The following is a 14393-nucleotide window of genomic DNA, read 5'->3' as shown; positions in this document are numbered from 1 at the left end:
CGATGGCAGAAGCGGCAAGCCAGAACCGTGACTTCAAGGCGCTGGCGGCAGAATACGGCCAGAAATACGGGATCTTGATGGCGCTCATCCTGGTCTGCGTCTTGCTGACCTTCGCCAACGAGTATTTCCTGACAACGCGCAACATTCTCAACGTGCTGCGCCAGACATCCATCAACGGCATCCTCGCGATCGGCATGACCTTTGTCATCCTGACCCGCGGAATCGACCTCTCGGTGGGTTCGGTCGTCGCACTCGCCGGGGTCGTTTCGGCCTCGTTGGCCACCACTTCGACGACGGCCGCGGTCCTGGGTGCGCCCTATTTTGCCGCGATCCCGCTTGCCGCGGGCGTGCTGGTGGGGCTTGCATGCGGTTGGGTTAACGGTGTGATCGTCGCGCGTTTCAACGTACCGGCCTTTGTCGCCACGCTCGGCATGCTTTCGGCCGCGCGCGGCATGACGCTGCTCTATACCGGCGGCAAGCCGGTCCCGGCGCTGACAGACGGTTTCCGTTACATCGGTACCGGTTCGATCCTCGGGATTCCGATGCCGATCATCCTTTTCGCAGTAATCTTTCTGGCGGCGCTCTTCGTTCTCAGCGCGACGCGTTTCGGGCGGACGGTCTATGCCGTTGGCGGCAACCCGCATGCCGCGCGGGTTTCGGGTATCAACATCCGGCGCGTCCGCCTGATGGTCTATGTGATCTCTGGAGCACTTGCCGGCATCGCAGGGATGATCCTGGCGGCGCGGACCGGTTCGGCGCTGACACAGGCGGGCATCGCCTATGAACTCGACGCTATCGCGGCTGTGGTCATCGGCGGCACATCGCTCTCGGGCGGCGTCGGCAAGGTGACCGGGACGTTGATCGGTGCCCTTCTGATCGCCGTGGTCAATAACGGCCTCGATCTGATGGGCGTGGAATCCTACTACCAGCAAGTCATCAAGGGCGCGCTGATCGTGGCCGCGGTGATGCTGGATCAGGCTCGGCATAAAGCGGAGTAAGTGAATTAATTCAGTGTTTTGGCGTCCGTGTTCTGCGGGCGGCAGGGTGAAGTGTGCAACACTTAGGAGGAGCACCATGACGAAACTGATGAAAACCATGACTCTGGCAGCGGCGCTGCTGAGCGGAACAGCGGCTCTGGCTGACACGCCGAAGATCGGCGCAGCGGTCTATGGCCTGAACGCTGAATTCATGCAGCTCTGGGCGGCGGCGCTCGAGCAGCACCCGGCGGTAACCGAGGGCAAGGTCGACGTGACCATCTTCGATGGCCGCTATGACGCGCTCGTACAGCAAGAGCAGTTCGAGACCATGATCACCCAGGGCTTCGACGCGATCATCTTCGTGCCGATCGACATCGAAGCCGGTGCCGAAGCCGTTCGTTTGGCCGATGAGGCCGGCATCCCCGTCTTCGGTTCCAACACGCGCGTCAACAGCGACAAGCTGAAGGCCTATGTCGGTTCCGACGACGTTCAGTCGGGCTACATGGAAGCGAAATACGTTCTCGACGCGATCGGATGCACGGGCAACGTCGTGGTCATCGAAGGCCCGATCGGCCAGTCGGCGCAGATCCAGCGCCTCGAAGGCAACCAGAAGGCTCTGGCCGAATGCCCCGATGTGAAGGTCGTCGAGCAGCAGACCGCGAACTGGTCGCGTGCCGAAGCCCAGACGCTGATGGAAAACTGGCTGACCGCCCATCCCGGCGACATCGCCGGTGTGATCGGCCAGAATGACGAAATGGCGCTGGGCGCGATCGAGGCGATCAAGGCCGCCGGCCTGAACGTCAACGATTTCGCCATTGCCGGTATTGACGGCGTCACGGACGCACTCAACGCGGTCAAGGCCGACGAAATGGCTTCGATCCTTCAGGACGGCTTCGCTCAGGCACAGGGCGCGCTCGACCTCGCCATCAAGGCGGTCGATCCTTCCTATGAGCCGATGTCGGCGATCTGGGAACAGTATCCGGACATGCCGTGGAATGATGGCGCCGATGCCGAGTACAACGTGCCCTGGACTCCGGTAACCCTGGAGAACGTGGACGCGCTGCTCGAGATGCGCCAGTAAGCTCCCTCCACCCCGGCCCGGACGCCCGTTCGCGGGGTTCGGACCGGGGCCCTTCAACTCCTGACAGAGGACCTTCGCAATGCCTTCGGGACCCGACACACTGAACTTCAATTTTCCGCTCGAGGGGAAGACGGCTTTCGTGACCGGAGGCGCTTCCGGGATCGGTGCCGCCATCGCGGAGGCCTTTACCCAGAAAGGCGTCCGCGTCGCTGTCGTCGATGTTGACGAAGCGGCTGCCAAGACCCGGGCCGACAGCCTCGAAGGCGCAATCGCCATCGCCTGCAACGTTGCCGACCCCGCCTCCGTTCAAAAAGCCGCCGATCGCGCAAAGGCCGAGCTTGGCCGCATCGACATCCTGGTCAACAGCGCCGGCATCGCGGCCCTCGCTCCGGCTGAAGACATCTCGTTCGATTTCTGGAAGCGGACGATCGATGTCAACCTGACCGGCAGCTTCCTCGTCGCCCAGGCCATCGGCCGTATCATGATCGAGCAGGGCGGCGGGCGCATCATCAACCTTGCCTCGCAGGCCGGTTCCGTCGCCATCGACGAACACGTCGCCTATTGCTCCTCGAAATTCGGCGTTCTCGGCCTGACCAAATGCCTCGCCATCGAATGGGGCGAATTCGGGATCAACGTGAACTCGATCTCGCCCACGGTCGTTCTGACCGAGCTCGGCAAGAACGCCTGGGCCGGAGAGAAAGGCGAGAAGGCCATCGCGCAGATTCCCGTCGGACGCTTCGCCGAACCCTGCGAGATTGCTGCGGCAGCGGTGTTCCTTGCCTCCGAAGGCGCAGCGATGTTCAATGGCGCCGACCTGATCATCGACGGCGGGTACACGATCAAGTAAGGAACTGAAAATGCAACGTTTTATTAATAATCCCGACGACATCGTCGACGAAACGGTCGCGGGCTTCGTCCGCGCCCATTCCGACATGGTGAAGCTAGACTCCGCGAACAACCGGGTCGTGCTCTCGCAATGGGCGGGCGAAAAGGACCGTGTCGGCATCGTGACCGGTGGCGGCTCGGGCCACGAGCCGGCCTTCATCGGCTATACCGGCAAGAACATGGTCGATGCCACCGCGGTGGGCGAACTGTTCTCCTCGCCGACTGCCAAGAGCTTCCATGACTGCATCAAGGCCGCCAATGGCGGAGCGGGCGTGGCGGTTCTTTACGGCAACTATGCCGGCGACAACATGAACGTGAAGATGGCCGCCAAGATGGCCAAGAAGGACGGCATCGAGGTCAAGACCGTCGTTGCCAATGACGATGTCTGCTCCGCGCCTGCCACCGAGCGCGAAAAGCGCCGCGGCGTGGCCGGCGAGATCATGATGTGGAAGATCGGCGGCGCCAAGGCCGCGACCGGCGCATCGCTCGACGAAGTCATTGCCACCGCCCAGAAGGCCATCGACAATTGCCGCTCCGTCGGCGTTGGCCTCGGCCCCTGCACGCTGCCGGCCGTCGGTCATCCGAACTTCGAGATCGAACCGGGCAAGATGGAAGTCGGCATCGGGCACCACGGCGAGCCGGGCACTCGGGTCGAGGAACTGAAGACGGCCAATGAAGTGGCCGACGACATGACCAAGATCGTGCTCGACGACCACAACCTGCCCGCGGGCACGGAAGTGGCGGTGCTGGTCTCCGGTCTCGGCGCGACTCCGGTCGACGAGCTCTATGTCCTCTTCGACCGCATGGCGAGCCAGATCGAGGCGGCGGGCCTCAAGGTCTACAAGGCCTATGTCGGCAACTATTTCACTTCGTTGGAAATGGTTGGCGCGACGCTTACGGTCCTGGCGCTGGACGACGAGCTCAAGCCGCTTCTGGACATGGAAACGGCCTGCCCGGGCTTCTGAAGGAGAAATCGATGCAGGAAATCAATAACAAGGGCGCTGGCGGCATCATCAAGGGTGTCGCCGCCGTGATCGTCGACAACAAGGCCTATCTCTCCGAGATTGACGGAAAGATCGGCGATGGCGACCATGGCGTGAACATGGCCAAGGGGTTCGGGCGGGCCGCTGATCGGCTCGATCCCGAGGGCACGTTGAGCGCAGCGATGGAAGTGCTTTCGGATGTGCTGATGTCCGAGATCGGCGGTTCCATGGGTCCGCTCTACGGCATGATGTTCTCGGACATGGCCGACTCGCTTGGCGAGGCGGAGACGATCGACGCGGCGAAGTTCGCGGCAATGATCCGTGCCGGGCTCGAAGGCGTGCAGGATATCGGCTCGGCCCAGGTCGGGGACAAGACGCTGCTGGATGCCTTCACTCCCGCCGTTGACGCCTTTGACGCCGCCATTGAAGCAGGCAAGAGCTTCACCGAAGCTCTGGCTGCAATGAAGGCGGCGGCCGAGGTCGGGCGCGACAGCACGATCGACATGGTTGCCAAGGTGGGACGGTCGTCGCGCCTGGGGGAACGGTCGCGTGGGGTCCTCGACGCGGGTGCGACATCCTGCGCGATGATTCTCGGCGCTTTCGCCGAGGATATCACGGCAAGACTATCGTAGAAGGCTTGCCCCCAGGCGGGGAATCCGCGCATCAAGGGGCCATGTCCGAGATCGATAGCACCTTCCTGATGGCCTTCTTCCGTCTCGCCGGCGAGCGGCTGGAAGAACAACGACAAACGCTCTGTTCGCTCGATGGCGAGATAGGCGATGGCGATCATGGAACTTCGATGGCAAACGGCTTCGCGGCCATAAACGCGCGCCTTCGCGACATTTCCGCGGAGCCGGCAGCGCCGTCGCGGCTTCTGCGAGAAGCCGCCTCGGCCTTTATCGGCGAGGTCGGCGCTACCGTCGGGCCGCTTTACGCGACTGGTCTTCTGCAGGGCGCAACCATGCTTGAAGAGGGGCCGCTGGATGCCGGTCAGTTGGGCGATCTGCTCGCCGCTTTCGCAAGGGGAATTGCGATGCGTGGAAAGGCGGAGATCGGGGACAAGACCATGCTTGATGCATGGGTGCCGGCCAGCCATGCCGCGCAGCGGGTCGCGGCCGAGGGTGGTAACGCGGCCGAGGTCGCCCAGGCGGCGGTCGCGGCGGCCGAGGCGGGCGCAACTTCCACAACCAGCATGATCGCGTCACGCGGGCGCGCCGCGCGCCTGAAGGAACGCAGCATCGGGCATCTGGACCCCGGGGCCGTTTCCGCTTCCCTCATTATTGGAGCCTTCGCGGAGATCCGCGAAGATCGGGACTGATGGGCCAGCCGCGCAAGCGGGTGTCGAAGGAATCTCGAAGCGGGCGGGCGCCGCTGCGTTTCGGAGACGACCCGCTGCTTTGGGCGAGCTGGCTTTACTACCAGGAAGGCCTGACCCAGGGCGAGATTGCCGATGAACTCGGCATTTCCCGGCCGACCGTCAATTCCTATCTCGCGGATGCGCGCGCCAAGGGGATCGTCAACATCTCGATCTCGGAGGCCCGGCTGCGCGCGGTGACGATCGCGCAGGCCCTTGAAACCGAGTTCGGGCTCGAAAACTGCCTGGTCGTGCCGGGCGAGGGTGGCCCTCGGCCGCTGATAGACCGGCTCGGGGCTGCCGCCGCGCAGGCGCTCGAGTCCCATCTTCATTCCGGCGACACGGTGGCGATCACCTGGGGCCGGACGATGCTTGCGCTGGCCGAAGCGGTGCGTGGCACCGAGGCGCGCGATCTGGTGGTCGTGCAGGCCACCGGCGGCACGACCGCCACAATCCCCTACACACCCGAAGCCTGCGCCACGCGCCTCGCGGAGAACACCGGAGCGCGCTACGTGCCGATTTCCGCACCGGCGATCGTTTCGTCGTCGCAGGCGCGGGAAATCCTCCTGAGGGAGCCGGTCATCGCCGAGCAGCTCGCGCAGTTCGACCGGGTGACCTGTATTCTGTTCGGCATCTCGTCCATGCGCCCGGAAGCGACGATCCACACCAGCGGCTTTTTCGACAATGATGCGAAGAGTCAGGGCTATTTCGACAACGCCGTTGGCGCCATGGTGGGCCGTTTTATCGACGCGCAGGGTGCGGCGATCCGCAGCCCGCTCGACGATCGCACGGTGGGGATGGAGCTCGACCGGCTGCGCCAGGTGCCGCGACGGGTTCTGGTTGCTGGTGGCCTGGACAAGGTTCCCCCGATCCTTGCCGCGCTTAGGGGCGGGTTCGTTTCAACCCTGATCACCGATGCGACGACGGGAGAAGGCATCCTGCGGGCAGAGGGGTTCGAGCCCGAAAAGATCGCGCCGAAACGGCGCGCACCGACGCCGGCCGAACCGGCGCTCACCCGCAGTGACTATGTGAAGAAATTCATCAACCGGCCGAAAGACGCCGTGGACGAGGCACTCTCCGGCGCGCTGGCGGCCTTTCCCGAGCATATCGAGCCGATTGGCGGCAGCCTGCGGGCCATTCGCGCCCGGGCCGAGAAGCGCGACGGCAAGGTGGGCGTGGTAATCGGCGGTGGTGCCGGCCATGAACCCGGCTTCATCGGCTTCGTCGGGCGCGGGCTGGCAGATGCGGTCGTGGTGGGCAATGTCTTCGCCTCGCCGCCGCCCGACCGCATCCTGAGCTGCACACGCGACGCGGATCAGGGGGCAGGGGTTCTCTATATCTACGGCAACTACACCGGCGATGTGATGAACTTCGACATGGCCGCCGACATGGCCGCCGCCGAGGGGATCGAGGCAAGAACCATCCTGACCACCGACGACATCGCTTCTGCCGGGGCCGATGAACGTGCGGCGCGGCGCGGGACTGCGGGAAACGTCTTCGTGTTCAAGGTGGCGGGCGCGGCCGCGGAGCGGATGCTGCCGCTGGATGAATGCGAGCGCCTTGCCCGCAAGGCGAATGCCGCCTGCTACACGATTGGCGCGGCGCTGGAGCCCACCTCGATGCCCGACACCGGGCGCAGGAGCTTCAGCATCGGGCCCGATGACATGGAATTCGGTGTCGGCGTTCACGGCGAACCGGGCGTCAGCCGTATTCCGCTTCAAACCGCTGACAGGATTGTCGACCGTATCTGCGACCGGATCTTCGACGAGATGCAACTGGAGAAGGGCGGCAAGATCGCCGTGCTGGTCAATTCGCTTGGGGGTACGCCCATGATGGAGCTTCTCATCCTCAACCGGCGGTTGATGCAGCGGCTCTCCGCACGCTCGATCGATGTCCACACGACCTTGCTGGGGCACTATTTCACGTCTCTCGACATGGTCGGCGCCTCGATCACGCTGATGGCTTTGGACGAGGAACTCGCGAGCTTGCTGGATGATCCCTGCAACGGCTTCGCGTGGATGAAGCAGGTCCGGTAGGGGCCGTTTTCGCTCGTTTTACGCGGATAGCTCAAGCAGCCTGGCGCGGAGATCGAGGAGTTGCAGCTCCAGCCGGGAAAGTTCTTCCACGGACAGGAGGCCATCCCCGGTCTCGGCTCGTGACTCGATGTCGCGCGCCCATTTCGAGATATCGCTCAAGCCAAGCATGCCCGTGGCCCCGGCAAGGGCGTGGGCCGCCGCCGAGACCTCCTGCCGGTCGTCCTTGGAGACACCGTTGCGCAATGCCTCAAGGCGGGCCGGGGTGGAACTGGCAAAGGCCTGGATGATCCGCTGGCTCCGATCCGGTCCAAGATAGGACATGTGCTGACGGAGCTGGGAAAGATCCGCGTCGGCCACGTCTGTCGTTGCTTGGGGCGCGCCATTGTCACGCCTCTCGGCAACAAAATGCTCGGGCAGGAGATGATGGATCGCCAGTGACAGGTCTTCCGTATCATAGGGCTTTCCAAGCACCCCGTCCGGCTTCGTCCCACCCGATGTTCCCGCTGTCACATCGCCAACCGACGCCGTGACGATGACGACCGGTATTCCGGTGTTGAGTCCGGAGTCCAGGGCCCGGATCTGCGCCATCAGCTCCAGCCCCGAAACGCCCGGCATGCGGTTGTCGCTCAGCACGAGATCAAAGCTTTCGGCGTGCAGCCGTTCGATTGCATCCGTCGCCGATGCAACAGAGGTCGCGATATGACCGAGTTTTTCGAGGAACCCCGTTGCAACGGCCCGGTTGACCTCGTCATCATCGACAACGAGCACCCGCGCTCCGACAGGCTGGGACCGGCGCGCGACGGGCTCGGCCTCCGAAGCGGCTGGCTCCAGGGGAAGGTCCACCTGGAAGACGCTGCCGCCGGCGGGGTTGGCATGGCAACGGATCTCTCCGCCCAGCGACGAGACGATCTTGCGGCAGATCGCAAGCCCGAGACCGACGCCGCCCTTGAGCGTATTTCCGTGCCCGTCATGCTGGGTAAAGGCATCGAAGAGCCAGTCGCTAGGCCCGTCCGGCAGGCCCACACCGGTGTCAATCACCTCGAAGCGCACCCAGCCGTCCGGGCGGGTTTCGGTTGCCAGTGGCGCCACGCGGACGGTGATCTCGCCCGCATCTGTGAACTTGACAGCGTTGTGGGAGAGATTGAGCAGCACCTGACGGATCATCGAGGTGTCGCCGCGCAGCTTCGCGGGCAGGGCAGGGGCAATTTGCGTCACCAGTTGCAGGCCCTTCTCGGCCGCCGGACGATCCACCACCATCAGGACCTGGCGTATCAGCGCTGCGAGGTCGAAACCCTCCGGCACGGGAATGCGGCCGCCGACCTCGGCTTGCGAGAAGTCGAGAATATCGCCAACCACGCCCGCAAGCAGCTCTCCCGACGAGATGATGCCATCAACATATCGGGACTGATCGGCGGAAAGCGGGGTATCGCGCAGCAGGCGCGCAAGACCCAGCACGCCGGCAATCGGGGTCCGGATTTCGTGGCTCATCGCGGCGAGGAAAGTCGATTTGGCGTGGTCGGCGGCCTCGGCCCGGCGCAAAGCGCGCTTATACTCGGAGACGTCGTTCAGGATGATGACGGTTCCGTCGAACTTGTGGCTGATATCCAGCATCTTCTGGATATTGACGTTGAACTCGCGTGGCCCCGAAAGGGTTTCGACCACCGTGTCATAGCTGCCTTCGGAGGCGCCTTCGAGCAGGGCCGCGATCTGGGCGTTCAGAAGTGGGCTCGTCAGGGCGCCGTAATAGGACGCGCCGGGGGCCACATCGCCACAGAACAGCCGATGGGCCGCGTGGTTGAGATGCGTGGGGCGACGCTCGGCATCGAGCAGGACCACCGGCTCCCGGATGCTTTCGAAAATCGTCAGGTACTTGTTCTTCTCGTTGGTCAGGGTCCTGGTGCGAGTTTGCAGGTCGCGCATGCGATCGGCGTTGGAGGCCGAATTCCATTCGCCGCACAGGCCGATCTCCACATGGTCAAAAAAATCCAGAAGATAATCCCGGTAGCGCCGGGCGTCCGCCTCCGGCATCTGGTTTTCGTAGATGAGGTCGAGATAGGCGCGCCGGTAGTATTTTAGCAGCCCCAGGAAATCCGTGAGCTGTATGCCGCGGGCGCGGTGGCGAAGCGCCTGTTCGACGCCGAATTCGACGATGCTGTCTCGCGCCCTGCCGAAGCCGGCTTCGCGGGGCGATGCCGTGTCGGCCGCCGCAATCGCTTCGAGGATCGGTCCGGACAGGCCGCAAATGGAGGCCCGCCAGGCCTCGCGGAGGGTGGAGGTATATTCCGAGTAGCCTCGTTCGACCGCATACTGGACCACCCGGTCCACCAGCCAGTCCTCGTTCTCAACGATCAGCGTTTCGAGCGTCTTCATGCGTCACCTCCGGGCGTCCGTGTTGGCGGGGTCGCCTCCTTTTGGCTGTTGGTCGATGGTATCGCTGGCATGGTTCTGGAGGAAGGCCAGAATGAGCATCTGCTCCGCCTTGGGCAGGCCGGTGCGCGGACCCATGACCTTGATCAGGCTTCGCCACTGATTTGCGGTGTAATGTTCGGGAACGCGGCGCTGGTGGCAGGCGGTGCAGCGTTCGGCGAAAAGCTCCCAGGCGGCGGCCCAGATCGAGTCCAGCTGCGGCTCCGCGGCCGATTGCGGAATCCAGCCCTCGATGGACACCCTGTTCCAGGTAATGCCCGTCTCGGGATCGCGGAGGCTGTCCAGGGGCTCGGCCAGGCCGATGTTCTGCTTCGGGATCTGGCCTGCCAGGATCCGCTTGCCCGGTAGGCTGAAAAGCACTTGTTCGGCGCCCTCGCGCGCCCAGGCCTTGAGCGCCACGCGGTGAAACCCGTCGCGGGTCTCGATCCGGTCCAACTCGGCGGCCACGGCGACCTGTGCAAGCCGGGTCGCTTTGGCGTCGGGTGCGTCTGTCAGCGGGACGTTGGCAGAGGCATAAAGCGGCTCCGCATTCGCTGTTCCGGCAACGAGTGACATAGCCAACATCAAAGGAACAAGGCCACGCCGAAGCGCGGCCAAGTCCGGGAAGAAAACGGTTTGCGGGCGCTTATCCATCGCAGCATACCGCGGCATCGGGGGCCGTGTCCGGCCCCCGACTGGCGTTGCCTATCCCGCAGGAGCCGTGAAGACGGTCGGCTCTGGGGCTTCGCCTTCGTACTTCTCGATATCGGCGATCGCGGTGTGGCCGCAATTGCCCTGTGCCAGGCTTGAGGTTCCGATGCCGACCGTCAGCGTGTTGACGCCACCATAGACGCACAGCGCGCCAACCTCGCCGCCGGGTACCGGATCGTACCAGCCACCCTCGTTGACAACGATCACGTTCGGGCGGATGTCGTCGGTGACCTTCGCGCCCGCGAGCATCTGCCCACGGTCGTTGAAGATGCGGACGATATCGCCATCCGAGATCCCCTTGGCCGCCGCGTCCTGGCTGTTGATCAGGCAAGGCTCGCGCCCGGCGATCGCGTAGGTCTCGCGCAGCGAGGTGCCGCAAAGCTGCGAGTGCAGCCGCGAGTTCGAGTGGGCTGTGTCGACATGGAAGGGATATTTCGCCCCTTCACCGCCCAGCCGCTCGATCGGCTCCATCCACATCGGATGCGGGCCGCAATCGTCATAGCCCATCTTCTCGATGTTGCGCGAGAAGATCTCGATCAGGCCGGACGGTGTGCCGAGCGGCTCAAGCAGCGGATCTTCGCGGAAGTCGGCGTAGCGCACGAACTGCTTGCTGGACTCGGGGATCTCGAACTCGATGATACCCTTCGCCCAGAAATCGTCGAAGGAGGGCACCTCGATGCCACGCGTCGGGGCTTGCTCGGCCGCAGATTCGTAGAAGCTGCGGATCCAACCCATCTCGTCCTTGCCTTCGGTGAACTTGTCTCCAGCACCGAGTTTCTCGGAGATATCGGCAAAGATGTCGAAATCGTTGCGGGACTCGTACATCGGCTCGATCACCTGCTTCATCGCCACGATGGCGCGGGCCGAGTAATCGCCGACATTCTCGATGTCGTTGCGCTCGTAGGACGAGGTGGCCGGCAGCACGATATCGGCAAAGCGCGCCGTCGGCGTCCACTGGAAGTCCTGCACGACGACAGTTTCCAGCTTCTGCCATGCCTCAACCATGCCGGGAGTGCCGGGGTGGTGAACAAAGGGGTTGCCGCCCACCCAATAGACCATCTTCACTTCCGGGAAGGTCTGGGTCTTGCCGTTGAAGTTGAACTCCTTGCCCGGGTTCATGATCATCTCGACCACGCGGGAAACCGGGATGGAGGCAGCGCCTGCATCTGTCATCCAGGCCGCGCCTTCCACTGCGCCACCGCCGTCGCTGATGCCCGGAAGCACGATCGAATTGGCCGAGGGCGCGCCGCCATTGGCGTAGTGATAGGACAGGCCGAAACCGCCGCCGGGCAGGCCGATCTGGCCAAGCATCGAGGCGAGCGTTACCAGCATCCAGTGCGTCTGTTCGCCATGGTGCTGACGCTGGACCGACCAGCCGCTCGACAGCATCGTGCGGTTGGACTGGAAGAGATTGGCCAGCTCCACTATCTTCTCGGCGGGCACTTCGCAGATTTCGGCGGCCCATTCCGGCGTCTTCGGCACACCGTCGCTTTCGCCTGTCAGGTAGGGCAGGAACTTGTCGAAGCCGGTGGTGTACTCGTCGAGGAAGTCCTGGTCATGCAGTTCCGCGGAATAGAGAGCATGCGCGATACCCAGCATCATCGCGACGTCGGTATGCGGCCGGATCGGGATCCATTCGGCATCGAAGAACTGCGCGGTGTGAGACTTCCACGGGTCGATGCAGATGACCTTCTTGCCGGTCTTCTTGAACTCTTCCATGTAGGGGTAGTTGTCGTGATCGGCGACGGTCCAGCCAATCTGGTTGGTGCGCACCGGATCGGCGCCCCAGAAGACCAGAACATCGGTTGTTTCCACGACCACCGGCCAGACGGTCTGTTGTTCGTAGACCTCCAGCGTGCCCATCACATGCGGCATGATGATCTGGCTGGCGCCGGTCGAGTAGTCGCCCGACGCGTTCACGAAGGAACCGTTCAGGCCTACGTTCAGCATGCGCCGCATCAGGCTCTGGCAGTTATGCAGCTTGCCCGAGCTCTTCCAGCCATAGGAACCGCCGAAAATGCCGGTCGGGCCGTAGGCGTCCGAGACGCGCTTGAGTTCATTGGTGACAAGTTCCAGCGCCTCGTCCCAGCTGACTCGCACGAAATCGCCGGTGCCGCGGGTTTCGGGGCTGGCCCCGGCACCGCCTTCGAGGAAGGCGCGGCGCACCATCGGGTACTGGATGCGCGACGGCGACATCACGGAGTCCATGATGCCCGGAAGCTGGTGGGAGGGGTGTGGGTCGCCTTCCCAAGGCCGTACGTCGACCCATTTGCCGCCCTCGACCTTGGCGTAGAAAACGCCCCAGTGCGATCCGGTCAGCACTTCGCCATCGGCAACCGCCGCCCGCGCCGGGTTTACCCAGGCCGCCGGCGCAAGCGCTCCGAGCGCGCCGATCGCAGTCGCGCCCTGAAGCAGGGTGCGCCGTGTCATTCCGTGAGTTTTCGTGCCGGACATGTATTTTCCTCCGTCCATCGGATGCATTCCTCCCGCGGCGCAACAAGACCGGGCCGGGGCCGGGACTCAGGCGTTGCGCGCATGCCGTAAGGTTAGAGATGTGGTGTAAACAGGGTTCCGGAAGGAGGTGAACCGGCTGTAAATTTCTGTAAACGGGATGTAAACGGACGGGGACGATACCTTTCCCGATGGCCGCGGCGCGGTCGCGAAACCGCGCCGGGACCTGTCAGTGAGACGCCCCGGCACCGCCCGTGTCGCTGGCATGCATCTGCAGGTATTTCTGCAGGAAGCGGTACTGTTCCTTGTCGAGCGCGATGAAGCGTTCCATCGCCTTCAGCGTGCCGATCCACTGGTTGGCCAGCAGGTGTTCGGGCGGCACGGCGGAGTGGCAGACCCCACAGCTGGCGTTGTTCATCTCGGAACCATAGGCCCAGAGGTCTTCGAGACTGTCGAGCAGGCTCGATTTGTCTACCCACACATCCAGGCTCACCTGATGCCAGACGAGATCCGTATCGGGATCTGTCTCGGTGGCGTGGCGGGTGATATTCTCGGCGGCGTCTGTCTTGGCCGTTGCGGTAAAGATGCGCTGGCCGCGCAACTCGTAGATGACCTTGTCCACGCCGTCCTGTTGCCAGCCGTCGATACGTACCTTCAGCATGTCGTCCTTGCGCTCCAGCACCTTCAGATGCGACGCGGCAAGGATCTGGCCGGTGCTGTTTTCGTCTGCCTTCGCATCCTCGACGGTCAGGTAATGCGGTTTGGTCTCCAGCACGTAAAGCTCGTCTGCCTTTGCGTCCTGCTCGGCGGCCCGCGCCGTCAGGTCCTCGAAGGTCTTCTTGTAGCCTTGCGACATGTCCGGAAGCTTGTGTGCGATGCCCTTGTGACAGTCGATGCAGGTCTCGCCGTTCGCGAATCCGACCTGCATTAGCTTGGCGGCCTCGGGGGCCTGTTTTTCGAAATCCATCGCGTGCTCGACATGGCAGCTCCGGCACTCGCGCGAGTCGCTCGCCTTCATCTCGTCCCAGACGCGTTCCGCCATCTCCAGCCGGTGTTCCTCGAATTTCTCCGGCGTGTCGATCTTGCCGGTAAAGGAGCTGTAGGCCTCGCCGAGCGCGCGGTAATGATCGATGACGTAGGGCACGAAGGGTTCGGGCACGTGGCAATCGGCACAGCCGGCCTGTACGCCCGACGCGTTGGAGTAATGCGCCGAAAGCTTGTATTCCTCGTAGACGGGCGTCAGCTCGTGACAGGAGACGCAGAACTCGGTGGTCTCCGTCGCCTTGAGCGCACTATGTGCCCCGACGAGCCCGATGGCCCCGATCAGGACGCCGATCGCCAGCAGGAAGCCAGTGGACAGCACGCCCGACGGGGTCCAAAGCCAGGTCCAGAATCGTTTCATGCAGCACACCTCCGGAAATGGGCGCAGAGGACATTCCGTCTGCGCCTGATATGGAGTGTGTTAGCCGATCGCTGTAAATCTGCTGTTTTCCGGATTTGAATGGCCTG

11 protein-coding genes are annotated in these 14393 nt (G+C 63.6%); 7 read left to right on the top strand and 4 right to left on the bottom strand.

Features of this window, described 5'->3' with window-relative positions; genetic code table 11:
- Positions 1 to 2 precede the first annotated feature (2 nt).
- The 7 genes from AX756_RS02985 (at position 3) to AX756_RS24965 (ending at position 7316) form a co-directional block, all read left to right on the top strand.
- The gene (locus AX756_RS02985) at positions 3 to 998 is read left to right on the top strand and encodes an ABC transporter permease (RefSeq protein WP_068308509.1); all 996 of its coding nucleotides are present in this window, start codon (positions 3 to 5) and stop codon (positions 996 to 998) included.
- Between the two features lie 76 nt (positions 999 to 1074).
- Positions 1075 to 2058: a substrate-binding domain-containing protein gene (locus AX756_RS02980; RefSeq protein WP_068308507.1), complete on the top strand. Its 984-nt coding sequence runs from the start codon at positions 1075 to 1077 to the stop codon at positions 2056 to 2058.
- Positions 2059 to 2137: 79 nt separating this feature from the next.
- Positions 2138 to 2905, top strand: a complete 768-nt coding sequence (locus AX756_RS02975) for a GolD/DthD family dehydrogenase (protein WP_068308505.1) — start codon at positions 2138 to 2140, stop codon at positions 2903 to 2905.
- 10 nt (positions 2906 to 2915) lie between these two features.
- Positions 2916 to 3908, top strand: coding sequence for a dihydroxyacetone kinase subunit DhaK (locus AX756_RS02970; protein WP_068308503.1), 993 nt, complete (start codon positions 2916 to 2918; stop codon positions 3906 to 3908).
- A gap of 11 nt (positions 3909 to 3919) precedes the next feature.
- Positions 3920 to 4558 carry a dihydroxyacetone kinase subunit DhaL gene (gene dhaL / locus AX756_RS02965; RefSeq protein WP_068308501.1) on the top strand — a complete coding sequence of 213 codons (639 nt, stop codon included), beginning with the start codon at positions 3920 to 3922 and terminating at the stop codon, positions 4556 to 4558.
- 41 nt (positions 4559 to 4599) lie between these two features.
- Positions 4600 to 5244 carry a dihydroxyacetone kinase subunit DhaL gene (dhaL, locus tag AX756_RS02960; protein ID WP_156461372.1) on the top strand — a complete coding sequence of 215 codons (645 nt, stop codon included), beginning with the start codon at positions 4600 to 4602 and terminating at the stop codon, positions 5242 to 5244.
- A complete protein-coding gene (locus tag AX756_RS24965; RefSeq protein ID WP_082738902.1) occupies positions 5244 to 7316 on the top strand; it encodes a bifunctional sugar-binding transcriptional regulator/dihydroxyacetone kinase subunit DhaK in 2073 nt (690 codons plus the stop codon). Before dhaL (AX756_RS02960) ends, AX756_RS24965 begins: the two co-directional genes overlap by 1 nt.
- A gap of 18 nt (positions 7317 to 7334) precedes the next feature.
- On the opposite strand, the gene AX756_RS02950 is transcribed toward AX756_RS24965, so the two are convergent.
- The 4 genes from AX756_RS02950 to AX756_RS02935 form a co-directional block, all read right to left on the bottom strand.
- On the bottom strand, positions 7335 to 9686 hold the full coding sequence (locus tag AX756_RS02950) for a hybrid sensor histidine kinase/response regulator (RefSeq protein ID WP_068308499.1): 2352 nt from the start codon (positions 9684 to 9686) through the stop codon (positions 7335 to 7337).
- Between the two features lie 3 nt (positions 9687 to 9689).
- Positions 9690 to 10298, bottom strand: a complete 609-nt coding sequence (locus AX756_RS02945) for a hypothetical protein (RefSeq protein ID WP_156461371.1) — start codon at positions 10296 to 10298, stop codon at positions 9690 to 9692.
- Positions 10299 to 10427: 129 nt separating this feature from the next.
- On the bottom strand, positions 10428 to 12887 hold the full coding sequence (gene torA, locus AX756_RS02940) for a trimethylamine-N-oxide reductase TorA (protein ID WP_068308495.1): 2460 nt from the start codon (positions 12885 to 12887) through the stop codon (positions 10428 to 10430).
- Positions 12888 to 13113: 226 nt separating this feature from the next.
- Complete coding sequence (locus tag AX756_RS02935; RefSeq protein ID WP_068308493.1) at positions 13114 to 14286, bottom strand: NapC/NirT family cytochrome c; 1173 nt, start codon at positions 14284 to 14286, stop codon at positions 13114 to 13116.
- Between the last annotated feature and the right edge of the window lie 107 nt (positions 14287 to 14393).

The sequence above is a fragment of the Aliiruegeria sabulilitoris genome, from assembly GCF_001558155.1.
In the GTDB taxonomy this organism is placed as follows: Bacteria; Pseudomonadota; Alphaproteobacteria; order Rhodobacterales; family Rhodobacteraceae; genus Tropicimonas; species Tropicimonas sabulilitoris.
Note: the sequence above shows the minus strand (reverse complement) of the source record. Positions and strands in the feature narration are given on the sequence as shown.

What these genes read in the sequence shown, in the direction of transcription:
- AX756_RS02985 (WP_068308509.1), top strand. Translation starts at nt 3, where the DNA reads ATGGCAGAAGCGGCAAGCCAGAACCGTGACTTCAAGGCGCTGGCGGCA.
- AX756_RS02980 (WP_068308507.1), top strand. Translation starts at nt 1,075, where the DNA reads ATGACGAAACTGATGAAAACCATGACTCTGGCAGCGGCGCTGCTGAGC.
- AX756_RS02975 (WP_068308505.1), top strand. Translation starts at nt 2,138, where the DNA reads ATGCCTTCGGGACCCGACACACTGAACTTCAATTTTCCGCTCGAGGGG.
- AX756_RS02970 (WP_068308503.1), top strand. Translation starts at nt 2,916, where the DNA reads ATGCAACGTTTTATTAATAATCCCGACGACATCGTCGACGAAACGGTC.
- dhaL (WP_068308501.1), top strand. Translation starts at nt 3,920, where the DNA reads ATGCAGGAAATCAATAACAAGGGCGCTGGCGGCATCATCAAGGGTGTC.
- dhaL (WP_156461372.1), top strand. Translation starts at nt 4,600, where the DNA reads ATGTCCGAGATCGATAGCACCTTCCTGATGGCCTTCTTCCGTCTCGCC.
- AX756_RS24965 (WP_082738902.1), top strand. Translation starts at nt 5,244, where the DNA reads ATGGGCCAGCCGCGCAAGCGGGTGTCGAAGGAATCTCGAAGCGGGCGG.
- AX756_RS02950 (WP_068308499.1), bottom strand. Translation starts at nt 9,686, where the DNA reads ATGAAGACGCTCGAAACGCTGATCGTTGAGAACGAGGACTGGCTGGTG.
- AX756_RS02945 (WP_156461371.1), bottom strand. Translation starts at nt 10,298, where the DNA reads ATGTCACTCGTTGCCGGAACAGCGAATGCGGAGCCGCTTTATGCCTCT.
- torA (WP_068308495.1), bottom strand. Translation starts at nt 12,887, where the DNA reads ATGTCCGGCACGAAAACTCACGGAATGACACGGCGCACCCTGCTTCAG.
- AX756_RS02935 (WP_068308493.1), bottom strand. Translation starts at nt 14,286, where the DNA reads ATGAAACGATTCTGGACCTGGCTTTGGACCCCGTCGGGCGTGCTGTCC.